The 14,119-nt window shown below is 59.5% G+C and carries 13 protein-coding genes; 10 read left to right on the top strand and 3 right to left on the bottom strand.

The features are described 5' to 3' along the window. Positions 1-29: 29 nt before the first annotated feature. The 10 genes from infB to O3297_RS21950 all read left to right on the top strand — a co-directional run bounded on the left by infB (position 30) and on the right by O3297_RS21950 (position 11,948). A complete protein-coding gene (gene infB, locus O3297_RS21995) occupies positions 30-2,888 on the top strand; it encodes a translation initiation factor IF-2 (RefSeq protein WP_034760145.1) in 2,859 nt (952 codons plus the stop codon). 115 nt (positions 2,889-3,003) lie between these two features. After that, a complete protein-coding gene (gene rbfA / locus O3297_RS21990) occupies positions 3,004-3,426 on the top strand; it encodes a 30S ribosome-binding factor RbfA (protein ID WP_034782531.1) in 423 nt (140 codons plus the stop codon). A gap of 2 nt (positions 3,427-3,428) precedes the next feature. Then, positions 3,429-4,364: a tRNA pseudouridine(55) synthase TruB gene (gene truB / locus O3297_RS21985; protein WP_305050112.1), complete on the top strand. Its 936-nt coding sequence runs from the start codon at positions 3,429-3,431 to the stop codon at positions 4,362-4,364. Between the two features lie 207 nt (positions 4,365-4,571). Then, the gene (gene typA / locus O3297_RS21980) at positions 4,572-6,404 is read left to right on the top strand and encodes a translational GTPase TypA (protein WP_034782534.1); all 1,833 of its coding nucleotides are present in this window, start codon (positions 4,572-4,574) and stop codon (positions 6,402-6,404) included. A 118-nt stretch (positions 6,405-6,522) separates the two neighbouring features. After that, positions 6,523-7,518, top strand: coding sequence for a tRNA dihydrouridine(20/20a) synthase DusA (gene dusA, locus O3297_RS21975; RefSeq protein ID WP_034782593.1), 996 nt, complete (start codon positions 6,523-6,525; stop codon positions 7,516-7,518). After that, entirely contained in the window at positions 7,518-7,982 is a 465-nt protein-coding gene (locus tag O3297_RS21970) for a hypothetical protein (RefSeq protein WP_305050109.1), read from the top strand. Before dusA ends, O3297_RS21970 begins: the two co-directional genes overlap by 1 nt. Before the next feature lie 532 nt (positions 7,983-8,514). Beyond that, positions 8,515-10,254, top strand: coding sequence for a methyl-accepting chemotaxis protein (locus tag O3297_RS21965; RefSeq protein ID WP_034782537.1), 1,740 nt, complete (start codon positions 8,515-8,517; stop codon positions 10,252-10,254). An 81-nt stretch (positions 10,255-10,335) separates the two neighbouring features. After that, complete coding sequence (locus O3297_RS21960) at positions 10,336-10,662, top strand: energy transducer TonB (protein WP_092611776.1); 327 nt, start codon at positions 10,336-10,338, stop codon at positions 10,660-10,662. Between the two features lie 168 nt (positions 10,663-10,830). Further along, positions 10,831-11,403: a hypothetical protein gene (locus O3297_RS21955; RefSeq protein ID WP_305050108.1), complete on the top strand. Its 573-nt coding sequence runs from the start codon at positions 10,831-10,833 to the stop codon at positions 11,401-11,403. Positions 11,404-11,564: 161 nt separating this feature from the next. Then, a complete protein-coding gene (locus O3297_RS21950; RefSeq protein WP_034782540.1) occupies positions 11,565-11,948 on the top strand; it encodes a hypothetical protein in 384 nt (127 codons plus the stop codon). Between the two features lie 63 nt (positions 11,949-12,011). Here the strand turns inward: O3297_RS21950 and O3297_RS21945 are convergent, their stop codons facing one another. From O3297_RS21945 to O3297_RS21935, 3 genes are all read right to left on the bottom strand, one after another. Next, on the bottom strand, positions 12,012-12,218 hold the full coding sequence (locus O3297_RS21945) for a hypothetical protein (protein ID WP_070257130.1): 207 nt from the start codon (positions 12,216-12,218) through the stop codon (positions 12,012-12,014). A gap of 207 nt (positions 12,219-12,425) precedes the next feature. Continuing rightward, positions 12,426-12,875, bottom strand: a complete 450-nt coding sequence (locus O3297_RS21940) for a hypothetical protein (RefSeq protein ID WP_034782544.1) — start codon at positions 12,873-12,875, stop codon at positions 12,426-12,428. A gap of 258 nt (positions 12,876-13,133) precedes the next feature. Next, on the bottom strand, positions 13,134-13,793 hold the full coding sequence (locus tag O3297_RS21935; RefSeq protein ID WP_305050105.1) for an FxDxF family PEP-CTERM protein: 660 nt from the start codon (positions 13,791-13,793) through the stop codon (positions 13,134-13,136). Positions 13,794-14,119: the final 326 nt, after the last annotated feature.

Here is a 14,119-nt window from a genome sequence, read left to right as displayed (position 1 = left end):
TCTCCGCGACACATAGAAAAGAGGACTGAATGGCGAGTAACAACGTAGCCCAATTTGCCACCGAACTGAAGATGCCTGCAGATTTGCTGCTGACGCAGCTGCGTTCTGCCGGCGTCGAGAAAAGTTCGACGTCAGATCCATTGTCGAAAGATGATAAGGACAAGCTTTTGGATCATCTGCGCCGCACACACGGCGCAGCGGCTGACACAGAAAAGAAAAAAATCACCGTGACCCGCAAGGAAACGACTGAAATCAAGCAAGCTGACGCAACCGGCAAATCGCGCACCATCCAGGTGGAAGTGCGCAAGAAACGCACTTTCGTCCAGCGTGACGAAGCTGCGCCGGTCGCAGCAGAACCGGTCGCGCCTGCCGCACCGGTGATCGATCCAGCCGACGTGGCGCGCCGTGAAGAAGAAGCCCGTAAACAGGCTGAACTGATCGCCCGCCAGGAAGCCGATCTGCGCGAAAAGCAAGAACGTCTGGCCAAGCTCGACGCGGAAAAAGAAGCCCAGGCGAAAGCCACGCAACAGGCTGAACTGGCTGCGAAGAAAGAAGCGGAAGCGGAAGCGAAGAAAGCCGCTGCCAAGGCTGCTGCCGCGCCTGCCGCCAGCGCTGCTGCGCCTGTCGTTGACGACGCTGCCGCCGAAGCGAAAAAAGCTGCTGCCGCTGAAGAAGCGAAGAAGAAAGCGGCTGCCGCTGCTGTTGCCGCCAAGGAAGCCGCTGACAAAGCGGAAGCCACCGAGCGTGCACGCAAGGCCGTTGCCGACGAAGTTGCCCAGATCAAGGCCATGATGAACGCGCCACGCCGCGCCATCAAGGCACCTGAACCCGTACCGGTTCCGGTCAAGCCGAAGGCGCCGGAAGGCACCCTGCACAAGCCTGCTGACAAGAAACCTGGCGACAAGCCGGGCGACAAGAAGCCTGCAGTTGCAGACAAGAAATCCATCAAGTCGGCCAATGTGTCGTCCACCTGGTCCGATGACGCGAAAAAACGCGGCACCACCGGTGGTCCTAAGCCACGCGGCAATAGCGGCCCAGGCGGCCGTGACAGCTGGCGCGGTGGCGCGAAGGGCCGTCGCCCGACGCACCATGACGACCGTGAATCGAACTTCCAGGCTCCTACGGAAGCCGTCGTCAAGGACGTGCACGTACCGGAAACGATCACCGTGGCCGAATTGGCGCACAAAATGTCCGTCAAGGCATCCGAAGTCATCAAGCATTTGATGAAATTGGGCCAGATGTGCACGATCAACCAGGTGCTGGACCAGGAAACCGCCATGATTCTGGTGGAAGAAATGGGCCACAAGGCGTTCGCCGCCGAACTGGACGATCCGGAAGCGCTGCTGGCCGATGTGGGCGAACACGCGCACTTCGAAACCAAGCCACGCGCACCGGTGGTCACCGTCATGGGTCACGTCGACCATGGTAAGACCTCGCTGCTGGACTATATTCGTCGCGCCAAGGTTGCCTCCGGCGAAGCGGGCGGGATTACGCAGCATATCGGCGCTTACCACGTCGATACGCCACGCGGCATGATCACCTTCCTCGACACCCCGGGCCACGAAGCGTTTACCGCCATGCGTGCCCGTGGCGCCAAGGCAACCGACATCGTGATTCTGGTGGTTGCCGCCGACGATGGCGTGATGCCGCAAACGAAAGAAGCGATTGCCCATGCGAAAGCAGCCGGCGTACCGCTGGTCGTGGCGATCAACAAGGTCGACAAACCGGGTGGCAACGTGGACCGCGTGACGCAGGAACTGGTCGCAGAACAAGTCGTGCCGGAAGAATACGGTGGCGAGTCGCCATTCGTGCCGGTCTCGGCCAAAACGGGTCAAGGTATCGACGACCTGCTGGAACAAGTGCTGTTGCAAGCCGAAGTGCTGGAACTGACGGCACCGGTCGATGCGCCTGCACGCGGCCTGGTAGTCGAGGCACGTCTGGACAAGGGCCGTGGTCCTGTCGCGACGATCCTGGTGCAGTCCGGTACCCTGAAGCGCGGCGACGTGATTCTGGCGGGCTCTTCGTATGGCCGTGTTCGCGCCATGCTGGACGAGAACGGCAAGTCCATCGCTGAAGCGGGTCCTTCGATTCCGGTCGAAATCCAGGGTTTGACGGAAGTGCCGGTTGCCGGTGAAGAAGTCGTCGTCATGGCTGACGAGCGCAAGGCGCGTGAAATCGGTCTGTTCCGTCAAGGTAAGTTCCGCGACGTGAAACTGGCCAAGCAGCAAGCTGCGAAACTGGAAAACATGTTCGACCAGATGGCCGAAGGCGAAGTGAAAAACTTGCCGTTGATCATCAAAACCGACGTGCAAGGTTCGCAAGAAGCGTTGGTTGGTTCGCTGCAGAAACTGTCGACCTCCGAAGTGCGCGTACAAGTCGTTCACGCAGCCGTCGGCGGCATCACGGAATCGGACGTCAACCTGGCAGTCGCCTCGAAAGCGGTCATCATCGGCTTCAACGCCCGTGCTGATGCCCAGGCACGCAAGCTGGCCGAGTCGAATGGCGTGGACATTCGCTACTACAACATCATTTACGATGCGATCGACGAGATCAAATCGGCGTTGTCGGGCATGTTGGCACCAGAGAAACGCGAAACCGTCATCGGCCAGGTCGAGATCCGCCAGGTTATCCTGGTCTCGAAAGTGGGCGCGATTGCCGGTTGTCTGGTCACCGATGGCGTGGTCAAGCGTGCTTCTTCCGTCCGCCTGTTGCGCAACAACATCGTGGTGTGGAGCGGCGAGATCGACTCCCTGAAACGCTTCAAGGACGATGCGAAAGAAGTTCGCGCCGGTCTGGAGTGCGGCCTGTCGCTGAAGAACTACAACGACATTCAGGTTGGCGACACGCTGGAAGTGTTCGAAGTCCAGGAAATCGCTCGTACCCTGTAATCACAGAAGTAATGGCGCGGACATATCGTTGTCCGCGCAAACACGTGGGGCGCATTGGTCAACGGGCAACCGTTTGACCCATGCGCCCTGCGGCACTTAGGACAGCATAATAATCATGGCTAAACATAGCAAAACCATGCCAGCGCGCGGCTTGCGCGTGGCCGACCAGATCCAGCGCGATCTGGCTGAAATCGTCGCCTACGAATTGAAGGACCCACGCGTCGGCACGATGATCACCATCACCGAAGTGCAGATCACCCCCGATTACGCGCACGCCAAGGTGTTTTTCACGATGTTGAAAGACAGCAAGGAAGCCATCAAGAACACCACCGAAGGCTTGATGGCCGCGTCTGGCTTCATCCGTGGCTTGCTGGGCAAGCGCCTGCACATCCACACCCTGCCGATGCTGCATTTCGTGCATGACAGCTCGACTTCGCGCGGCATGGAAATGTCCTTGCTGATCGACAAGGCCAACGCCACGCGCGCGGCCGACGCCGAGCCGGACGAAAAGCCTGCAGACAAAGCGGACGAGCAATAAGCGTGGCGGGTCCGAAGAAACCGCCCGGTATCAAGCGGGTGCGCGACCTGGTCGATGGTGTCTTGCTCCTGGATAAGCCTGTCGGCTGGTCCAGCAACGACGCCTTGATCAAGGCCAAGCGCGTCTTGAACGCGAAAAAAGCGGGCCATACGGGCACGCTGGATCCGTTCGCCACGGGTTTGCTGCCGCTGTGCTTTGGCGAAGCGACCAAGTTCTCGCAGGACTTGCTGGAAGCCGATAAAACCTACGAAACCCTGGTGCACCTGGGGCAGACGACGGATACGGGCGACACGGAAGGCGAAGTGCTGGAAACGCGCGACGTCAACGTCACCGACGAGCAGATCGAAGCCGTGCTGGCGCAGTTCCGCGGGCCTATCCTGCAGACGCCGCCCATGTACTCGGCCTTGAAAAGGGACGGCAAGCCCCTATATGAGTATGCAAGGGCAGGCATCACCCTGGAGCGCGAAGCGCGCCCGGTGACCATCCACAAGCTCGAGTTCCTCGGCTATGACGACCCGTTCCTGAAATTGTCCGTGATGTGCAGCAAAGGCACGTATATCCGCGTGCTGGGCGAAGACATCGGCCATGCCCTCGGTTGCGGCGGCCATCTGAACGCCTTGCGCCGCACGCAGGTGGGCAGCCTGACGTTGGAGGGCGTCGTCACGCTCGACGAATTGACGGCGCATGCCGAACCGTTGAGCCTGCTGGCTCCCGTCGATGCCTTGCTGTCGAGCTTTCCCGCCGTCCAGCTGACGGAAGAATTGGCCAAGCGTTTCCTGCATGGCCAGCGCATCGCGCTGGGCAAGGAAGACGTCGCCGTGCCGGCCGAACCGGGCCGTGTGCGCGTGTATCACGACAGCAAGTTGCTGGGCACGGGCCAGTTGCAGGAGTACAGCATCCTGGCCCCGGAGCGTCTGATCGCGACAGCACATCAATAAGTCACAGCAACGTCATATTACCCAGCGACACTCGTTAAACAGTGTCGCTTTTTTAAACAAATCGTCCCCGACTGCGGGAGCCGCCAGCATTTTTAGATAGCGTTGCAACGCAACATGCTATACTACGCGGTTCCGGAAATAGATTAGCATTCGGGTATCTCGTACACCTTGTACGCACTCCGCAGTTTTTCAGTAACTACTACGACCATGTCAAATACAAAACGCGCAATTCGTAATATCGCCATTATCGCCCACGTTGACCACGGCAAAACCACGCTGGTGGATCAGCTGCTGCGCCAATCCGGCACCTTCCGTGAAAACCAAGCGGTCGACACCCGAGTCATGGACTCGAACGACCTGGAAAAGGAGCGCGGCATTACGATTCTGTCGAAGAACTGCGCCGTTGAGTACGAAGGCACCCACATCAACATCGTCGACACCCCAGGCCACGCCGACTTCGGCGGCGAAGTGGAACGTGTTCTGTCGATGGTGGACTCGGTTCTGCTGCTGATCGATGCACAAGAAGGCCCGATGCCGCAAACCCGTTTCGTCACGCGCAAGGCGCTGGCACTGGGTCTGAAGCCTATCGTGATCGTCAACAAGATCGACCGTCCAGGCGCACGTCCGGACTGGGCCATCAACCAGACGTTCGAACTGTTCGACAAGCTGGGCGCTACCGACGAACAACTGGACTTCCCTATCATTTACGCTTCGGGCCTGAACGGCTATGCCGGCCTGACCGAAGACGTGCGCGGCGGCGACATGAAGCCGATGTTTGACGCCATCCTGGAACACGTTCCAGTACGCGACGACAATCCTGAAGGCCCGCTGCAAATGCAGATCACCTCGCTGGACTACTCGTCGTACGTCGGCAAGATCGGCATTGGCCGCGTCAACCGCGGTACCGTCAAGGTCGGCCAGGACGTACTGGTCATCAATGGCCCAGGCGCCACGCCAATCAAAGGCCGCATCAACCAGGTGCTGAACTTCAAGGGCCTGGAGCGCGTGCTGGTGGACGAAGCCGTCGCCGGCGACATCTGCCTGATCAACGGTATCGACGAAATCGGCATCGGTTCGACCCTGTGCGCAGTGGACACTCCAGAAGCGCTGCCTATGCTGACCGTCGACGAGCCGACCCTGACCATGAACTTCATGGTCAACAACTCGCCACTGGCTGGCCGCGAAGGCAAGTTTGTTACCTCGCGTCAACTGCGTGACCGTCTGGAAAAAGAATTGAAAGCCAACGTTGCTCTGCGCGTGGCACCAACCGACGACGACACGATCTTTGAAGTATCGGGCCGCGGCGAGCTGCACCTGACGATTCTGATCGAAAACATGCGTCGCGAAGGCTTCGAGCTGGCCGTTTCGCGTCCACGCGTGGTCTTCAAGATGGTCGATGGCGTGCGTCACGAGCCGTTTGAAAACCTGTCGGTTGACGTGGAAGAAGTCAACCAGGGCGGCGTCATGGAAGAACTGGGCCGTCGTCGTGGCGACCTGCAAAACATGGAATCGGATGGCAAGGGCCGCGTGCGTCTCGAGTACCTGATCCCGGCGCGTGGCCTGATCGGCTTCCAGGGCGAATTCATGACCCTGACCCGCGGCACCGGCCTGATGAGCCACGTATTCCATGAATACGCGCCAGTCGACAACACCCGTGGCGAAATGGCTGGCCGTCGTAACGGCGTGCTGATCTCGCAAGATGACGGCGCTGCTGTTGCCTACGCTATCTGGAAACTGCAAGACCGCGGCCGCATGTTCGTGTCGCACAATGACCCAGTCTACGAAGGCATGGTCATCGGTATCCACTCGCGCGACAACGACCTGGTCGTCAACCCGATCAAGGGCAAGCAGCTGACCAACGTGCGTTCGTCGGGTACCGACGAAGCGGTGCGCCTGGTACCGCCAATTCAGATGTCGCTGGAATACGCAGTCGAATTCATCGAGGACGACGAACTGGTGGAAATCACGCCTAAATCGATCCGTCTGCGCAAGCGCTTCCTGAAAGAGCACGAGCGTAAAAAAGCGTCGCGTGATTCGTAATCTGTTGTAGAGCATGGCCTGCGGGCCATGCCGCTCCCGGCCCGCTGCGCCGCGTCACCATCACTGGTGAGGCGCGCAGCGGGTTTGTCATTTGCAGCTCCTGTTTTTTGTAGACACCATGACTTCCTCTTCTTTGCCTTCCCGCCGCCTGTCCGTCGCCCCGATGATGGACTGGACCGACCGCCATTGCCGCAAGTTCCACCGCGAAATCACGCGCCACACCTGGCTGTACACCGAGATGGTGACGACGGGCGCGCTGGTATACGGCGACGTGGAGCGCCATTTGCGCTTCAACGAGGAAGAGCATCCGGTCGCGCTGCAGCTGGGCGGCAGCGATCCGAAGGACTTGGCCACCAGCGCCAAGCTGGGCCAGCAGTGGGGCTACGACGAAGTCAATCTGAACTGCGGCTGCCCGTCCGAGCGCGTGCAAAAGGGCGCGTTTGGCGCTTGCCTGATGGCAGAGCCGCAACTGGTGGCCGACTGTGTGAAAGCCATGCGCGACGTGGTCGATATCGACGTCACGGTGAAACACCGCATCGGCATCGATGACAGCGAATCGTACGACTTCGTGCGCGACTTCGTCGGCACCGTGGCCGACGCCGGCTGCAAGACGTTTATCGTGCATGCGCGCAACGCCATCCTGAAAGGCTTGAGCCCGAAGGAGAACCGCGAAGTGCCGCCACTCAAGTATGACTATGCCTACCGCTTGAAGCGTGATTTTCCCCAGTTCGAGTTCATCATCAATGGCGGCATCAAGACCCTGGACGAGATCGACCTGCACCTGCAGCACCTGGACGGCGTCATGCTGGGCCGCGAGGCGTACCACAACCCGTATGTGATGGCGCAGTTCGACCAGCGCTACTACGGCGACGACGCTCCTGTCAAAACGCGCGAGCAGGTGCTCGAAGCGATGATTCCGTATATCAGCGCGCAGCTGGAAAAAGAGGCGGGGCGCTTGAAGCTGAACAGCGTCACGCGCCACATGCTGGGCCTGATGCAGAACCTGCCCGGCGCGCGCGGCTTCCGCCAGACCTTGTCGGATTCGAAAAAGCTTGCCTCGGGCGACCCGCGTTTGCTGCTGGAAGCGGCGGCGCGCTTGTCCTTGCCTGCCTGATGCGCGGCGACTGCCACGCCCATGCACAGCAGTTGCATGGCTACCTGCAAGCCGTCACCGCGCTGAAGGATGATGGCAGTCTGTTTCTTTGCGAGTATCTGGGGCCCATCGCGCCGCAGGCATCGCTTGACGCGCTGTGCCGCACGCTGAAGCTGCCGCCGGACGGCATGCGCCTGCAGCCGATCGAAAGCATGATATGCAGCGGTGCCTTGTGCACGCCGCGCCAGTGGCTGCTCGAGCGCTTGCTCCCGATGAGCGAGGCCGACCGCGAGTCGCTCGACGCCCGTTTATATGACGGTTTCGAGGGCGAACTGGCCGAACTGCTGGGCAGCGAGCCGTACTGGTATCAATTGGTATCATCGGGCCAGGGCATCGTGGCTGGTCGATTGGGTGCCATCTGGAGCATCTTTGTCTTCGGCACGGACGGCCACGCCTATATGATGTATTGCAGCTGGGACCGCTGATCCAAGTTGTCTATACCGCTGCCCCGGCGCAGTGGTATTGTCCGCACCACCCCTTCCTCTGAGTACCTTTCCCAAAACGATGTCACCGGCTATGCCATGTGTTGTAAATGCGCTGTTTCGGCGCACGCCCGCACTGTCGTGGGGCATTTCTAAGGGGCAAGAAACGGCATTGTTGCCATTTCCCCGAAGAAAGTTAATCAGCTATTTATTCAGGTACTTATTGCTTGCTTTGAGGCAAAATTTACACCTATAATTGATTATAGACAAATATTTCTCATATGAATGTTTGATGTTGATCTCACATCAACGGTGTCAAAAATTCAGTGTGTGGAACAAATTTGCATTCGCAGTCACTGGCGTTTTCAGGGCTGTTGTAGACCAGGAAGTACCCCAGGCTGCGTGCGGCCGGAGACCGCCAGCATACCAATGGGTAAGGGCGGATACCGGTGTTACGCAGCCTTCGTCTTGTCGTGCCGGGCAAAATTCTTATCAATAGTTTCATTTACGAAGAGCCGAAATGAATTTAGCAAAAATGAAGGTTGGTACCCGCCTGGGCCTGGGTTTCGCCCTGGTACTGGTTCTGCTGGTGGCGGTGACCGTCCTCGGCATCGCGCGCATGGCGCAAATCCAGGAACGTCTCGATCACGTGATCAATGTCAACAACGTCGTCACCCGCCTCGTGATCGACATGCGTGGCAACGTCAGCGACCGCATCACTTCGCTGCGCATCCTGACCCTGATGACCGACGCGGGCGATATGGAACCTGAAATGGCGCGTATCAAGACGCAGACCAGCACCTATCAGGAAACGCAGAAGAAGCTCGAAGAGAAATTTGCCGTCGAGTCGACTCCTGAAGAAAAAGCCCTGCTGGCCTCGATCAAGGAATATGAAGCCGCCGCCATGCCGGCCATCGCCAAGGCATCCGCGCTGTGGATGGCCAACGATGCGGAAGGCGCCACGCGCGTGATGATCAAGGAAATCCGCCCGGTACAGAAAAAATGGATGGAAGCGCTGGAGCAGCTGGCCGTGCTGGAAGACAAGCTCAATGAGCAGATGCAATCGGACGCCCGCAAGGCCTTCGACAGCGCGCGCCTGTTCATGATCATCCTCGGCGTACTTGCCGTGGCGATGGGCGTGGCAGCGGCACTGGTGATTACCCGCGGCCTGCTGAAACAGCTGGGCGGCGAACCGGACTACACGGCATCGATCGCCGGCAGCATCGCCAATGGCGACCTGTCGATCGGCATCCATACGCAGCCTTCCGATACCTCCAGCCTGCTGGCGGAAATGAAGGAAATGCGCAACAGCCTGGTGGGCATCGTCGGCCAGGTGCGCGTCGGTACGGAAACCATCGGCACGGCCTCGCGTGAAATTGCCGACGGCAATATCGACCTGTCGTCGCGTACGGAAATGCAGGCCAGCGCGCTGGAAAAAACGGCGTCGGCGATGGAAGAGTTGACCTCGACCGTGAAACAGAATGCGGACAATGCGCGGGAAGCCAACAAGCTGGCCGCCACCGCTTCGGATGTTGCCATCAAGGGCGGCTCCGTGGTGTCGCAAGTGGTTGACACCATGAGCTCGATCAATGAGTCGGCGAAGAAGATTGTCGACATCATCGGCGTGATCGATGGCATCGCCTTCCAGACCAACATCCTGGCGCTGAACGCGGCCGTGGAAGCGGCACGTGCCGGCGAGCAAGGCCGCGGCTTTGCCGTGGTGGCGTCGGAAGTGCGCAACCTGGCCCAGCGCTCCGCTGGCGCGGCGAAAGAAATCAAGATCCTCATCGACGATTCGGCCGAGAAAACGGAACGGGGCACGCGCCTGGTCGGCCAGGCTGGCGTGACGATGGGTGAAGTGGTCGACAGCGTGCGCCGCGTGACCGACATCATGAGCGAGATCGCCAGTGCCAGCCAGGAACAAAGCGCCGGCATCGAACAGGTCAACCTGTCGATCATCGAGATGGATGGCATGACGCAGCAAAATGCCGCCCTGGTGGAGCAGGCAGCCGCCGCGGCGCAAAGTTTGCAAGACCAGGCGGCCGAACTGGCCCACGTGGTCAGCATCTTCAAACTGGTCGAAGGCGAAGAGAAGCCGGCAGCGTATGTGCCGGCTCCCGTGGCCGCCGCACCAGTGGCCGTGCGCAAGCCGGCAGCGGCATTGCGCCCGGTGAAGTCGCTGACCCGCAAGGCGGAAGCGGCCGCTCCCGTGGCCGCCGCGGCGCCACGCAAGGCGGCAGGCGCCGGCAGCAATGACGAGTGGGAAGAGTTTTAAGCGCGGTCAACAGCGCACCGGAAATTGTAATTACCGTATCTGATAATCATGGGGAAGCACATGTTTGAGAATAAGCGTTTTATGAGTGTTGCAGCAGCCTTGCTGGTGTCCGTTTCTTCCGCGGCCTTTGCTGCCGAGGTTCCGGCGTCGTTCGATGCCAAGAACTGCAAGGCCGACTATCCGAAAGCCTCGCTGATGAACGAAGAGCAGGGCACCGTGTCGATGTCTTTCCTGGTCAATGCCGATGGTACTGTTGCCGATTCGAAAGTCGACAAGAGCAGCGGCTTCAAGAACCTGGACAAGGCTGCCATCAAGGCCCTGTCCGCGTGCAAGTTCAAGCCGGGCACCAAGGATGGCGCCGCAGCGCAAACCTGGACCAAGGTTGACTACGCCTGGAAGCTGGACTGATCCACGTATTGCCGGGAGCGAGGCTCCCGGCATGGCCATATCCGCTACGGGCGGCGCCTGCAAGGGTGCCGCCCGTACTGTTATGTGCGCCAGCCAACGGCACTGTCGCCGCCGATTCTGTTACCCTCGAAACATACCTTCGGGATCTCCCATCACAAGAGGCCTACCATGCAGCGCATCCTGACACTTTTTTCCCTGGCCGCCAGCGGCTTGCTGCTTTCCGCCTGCGCATCGCTGGGCACGCCCGTGGGCTTGCAGGCGGGGCAGACCGTGGCCGTCGTCAATAGCCTGAGCTGGGATAATCCCCTGACGGGCAAGCGCGACGGCGTACGCACCAGCTGGCCCATCAAGGATGGCAGGATTGCCCCTGAATATTTTCCACTGGCGCAGCTGAAGCAATGCGAGGCCGGCGGCAAGCCTTGCGCCTGGGGCGTGATGCGGGCGCAGCGCAGCGCGCCCACGCTGAGCTATGTGGACGGCGGCGTGGACCTGGCCGTGAGCGTATCGACCGACGTGGCGCGGCGCCAGGATGCGCGCCAGGGCGAGACGCAAACGGCGATGGCGATTCCGCAGGATGTGGCCGCGCTGGCTGGCCGGCAACAGGTGCAGCCCAGCTGGAAATTGAAGTATGGCAAGGTCGAGCAGGTCGAGCTCGATTACGGCGTGCGCTACCAGGTGTGCGTGCAGCGCTACGACGCGGCCGGCAAGGCCATCGATACGTGCGCGATTCCGTTTATTTGAGGAAACATGCCGCACGAGTGGCTTGTGGCGGCTTTGCCACATTTCATGTTGCGGCGTGCGTCGGCGTGTAACAATCGGTAAAAGCGCAGCAAAGCTCGACGTAATTTCTTATAGTACTTAATTAAGGTAGTACATGGAATTGGTATTCGAGGAGAATTGCAATGAAAACCCTGTTGGCAGTAATTTCGCTGGCCGCCCTGGGTGGCTGCGCCGTGGCACCCCCCGGTCCCGCATATTACGGTTCGCGCGCGCCACAGGGGGCCTACAATCCCTATGAATGGCATACAGTCTCGTCCGAACCGGTGCAGTCGGGCCGCGTGATGAGCGCACCGCGCGTGGAATACACGAATGAGCCCGTGTACGTGCAGCAGCAGCCGGTGTACGTGCAGCAACCCGTATATGTGCCGGCGCCCGTGTACGCGCCGCAACCGTATTATTACAATCCGCCCGTGACGATCGGGCTGGACTTCATGTTTGGCTTTGGGCGCTACGGTGGACACCGCGGCGGCTGGGGTGGGCATGGACGCTACCACGGCCGCCGCTAGACTATTGCACTTGCATGCAGGACAAAGCCGGACAAGCGTTGCTTGCCCGGCTTTGTCATTTTATTAGTGGAAATAAACCGAACCCTGGTGCAATACGTCCGCCGAACACAGGATGTACATCGCCGCCGCTGCCAGACCTATTTGCAAGGCGCCAAAGCTGATCGGGATGAGGCGGGACATGTCGTACTCCTGAGTGGTGTGAGGTGTGGTCAGGCTTTCATCATAGGATGAGTTGATGCCTTTGGGCATCGGATGAATGTCCGCCGCCATGTAGGACAACACCTCGTGCCTGGCGGCCCGCCTCGCTCTCCGGCTGCCAGAGTAACCCCCAATAAATTATTGCGATTTCTGACTTCCATAACCGGCGCTCTGCGGCGTTGCCCACTGCTAGCAGTGCTCGCACTGCGTCGCAGCGGGCGCCTTGCATAGCATCCGGTTCTGTTCGTCATAACTTCACAATAATTTCCTGAGGATTACTCAGCGGTTTTTCCAGCGCACCACCGGCTCTTCCGGCGCCGTGTCCGGCACGTTCGAGATCGCCAGCCAGTGCGTCAGGCGTTCCGGGTGCTTGAGATTGATGCCCATGCCATCGATGATGCCGACCTGTTCCAGCATGCGCGCATCGATTTTCGCTTTCGACACCGTGGGCGCGCCCATGACCATGCGGTCATACGCCTTGCGCGCCTTGTGTTCCCACTTGTGCAGATTGCTTTCGTCGAAGCGGTTCGCTTCGAAATATACGGTCAGGGTGCCATCGAGGTTGCCGAAGCCGACAATGCCCGCGCCCTTGCGGATGGTGGTGGTGTTGTTGATGTCAAATTCCGCCGTGGGCACGAAAATGCCGGCGCGGCCATCGATGTCAGGACGCCCTACGGGCGTTTCCTTGCCGTAGGAACTCGTTTCGGTAATGGTTTTTTCTGCGGACATGGTGCGTGTGTGGTGGCCGTGCCGGGAGCGCGATCGGGCCCGGCAGCGCCAGTCATCCTGTTCAAAAAATGCGTGCTGATGATCAGGGCGGGGTAGGGGCCCTGGCGGAGCGATGCTTGGCATTGCTTGATACCCCCTATTGTAGCGCCAATTTAATTCTTTTGGGCAACATCCAATGAGGCTCAATATGATTTTTCAGACGTGAAAAAGCCGCCCGGCCAAGCGGCGGGGCGGCTGTTGCGCGACGACTGCCCGGACTCAGGCGGCGGTCTTGCGGCGTGCCATGAAACCCAGCAAGCCCAGGCCCAGCAGCATCATGGCGTAGGTTTCCGGTTCCGGCACGGCAGCCATCACCGAGACGTTGTCCAGGTAGGAGCCGTAGGTGGGCGCGGAGACAGGGCCGATCGATTCGAAGCGCAGTACCGTCGAGCTACCCAATGCCGTCAGGTTCTGGCTGTAGCTTTGCCAGACACCGCTCGTGTTGCCGACCAGTGCCGTGGGCGTCAGCAGGGTGGAACCCCAGTAGACATTCATCAGGCTGTTGGCGCCGCCAGCCGTATCTGGACGGCCTGAATAGGCAAACGACAGCGCATACGTGCCGCCGGCCGTGGTAGCGAGGGCTTGCGATACGGAGGTCAAGCGGTCGGTATTGAGTTCCAGATATTGCGTGCCGTCGGCGGCGACGGGATTGAATCCGCCCTGGCCGCCTTGCGTGGCGCCTTTCTGGATTTCGAAGGCCGAGTTGCCGCTGGCTGACGAGGTCCAGCCTGTCACGCTGCTGAGCGGAGCCCAGGCCGAGGCAATGACATTGTTTTCGAAACTGCCATTGACCACCAGTTCGGTCGCGGCGTTGGCGGTGCCGGCGGTGACCAGGGTGGCCAATGCGGCAATCTTCAGGAAGGTGGCTGGCGTTTTCATGAGGTTCTCTTTTGGTTGGTTAAAGGATAATTTAATTTCTTAAATGACATTTAAAGAATATCACCAAAACTCACGAAAAAAACAAGCGCTCGCTAAAAATATTTGCAATTGTGAAATCATTTATTTCTTTATTGCAATTAATTTCTTGACGGAACAATTGCTGCAACGCTGTAAGGCGAACGCGGCTTCGAACCGTCTTGCACCGCAGTATTTTTGTGACATCAGGGCGTAAAAAAACCTGCATCGAAACAACAACGATGCAGGTTTTGCTGAGGACGTGCGCGGGTGCGGCGGCATCTCGATTCGATAGGTACTGCCGCCTGCCG

The sequence above is a fragment of the Janthinobacterium sp. SUN128 genome (assembly GCF_030587275.1).
Classification (GTDB): domain Bacteria; phylum Pseudomonadota; class Gammaproteobacteria; order Burkholderiales; family Burkholderiaceae_D; genus Janthinobacterium; species Janthinobacterium lividum.
Note: the sequence above shows the minus strand (reverse complement) of the source record. Positions and strands in the feature narration are given on the sequence as shown.

What these genes read in the sequence shown, in the direction of transcription:
- infB (WP_034760145.1), top strand. Translation starts at nt 30, where the DNA reads ATGGCGAGTAACAACGTAGCCCAATTTGCCACCGAACTGAAGATGCCT.
- rbfA (WP_034782531.1), top strand. Translation starts at nt 3,004, where the DNA reads ATGGCTAAACATAGCAAAACCATGCCAGCGCGCGGCTTGCGCGTGGCC.
- typA (WP_034782534.1), top strand. Translation starts at nt 4,572, where the DNA reads ATGTCAAATACAAAACGCGCAATTCGTAATATCGCCATTATCGCCCAC.
- dusA (WP_034782593.1), top strand. Translation starts at nt 6,523, where the DNA reads ATGACTTCCTCTTCTTTGCCTTCCCGCCGCCTGTCCGTCGCCCCGATG.
- O3297_RS21970 (WP_305050109.1), top strand. Translation starts at nt 7,518, where the DNA reads ATGCGCGGCGACTGCCACGCCCATGCACAGCAGTTGCATGGCTACCTG.
- O3297_RS21965 (WP_034782537.1), top strand. Translation starts at nt 8,515, where the DNA reads ATGAAGGTTGGTACCCGCCTGGGCCTGGGTTTCGCCCTGGTACTGGTT.
- O3297_RS21960 (WP_092611776.1), top strand. Translation starts at nt 10,336, where the DNA reads ATGAGTGTTGCAGCAGCCTTGCTGGTGTCCGTTTCTTCCGCGGCCTTT.
- O3297_RS21955 (WP_305050108.1), top strand. Translation starts at nt 10,831, where the DNA reads ATGCAGCGCATCCTGACACTTTTTTCCCTGGCCGCCAGCGGCTTGCTG.
- O3297_RS21950 (WP_034782540.1), top strand. Translation starts at nt 11,565, where the DNA reads ATGAAAACCCTGTTGGCAGTAATTTCGCTGGCCGCCCTGGGTGGCTGC.
- O3297_RS21945 (WP_070257130.1), bottom strand. Translation starts at nt 12,218, where the DNA reads ATGGCGGCGGACATTCATCCGATGCCCAAAGGCATCAACTCATCCTAT.
- O3297_RS21940 (WP_034782544.1), bottom strand. Translation starts at nt 12,875, where the DNA reads ATGTCCGCAGAAAAAACCATTACCGAAACGAGTTCCTACGGCAAGGAA.
- O3297_RS21935 (WP_305050105.1), bottom strand. Translation starts at nt 13,793, where the DNA reads ATGAAAACGCCAGCCACCTTCCTGAAGATTGCCGCATTGGCCACCCTG.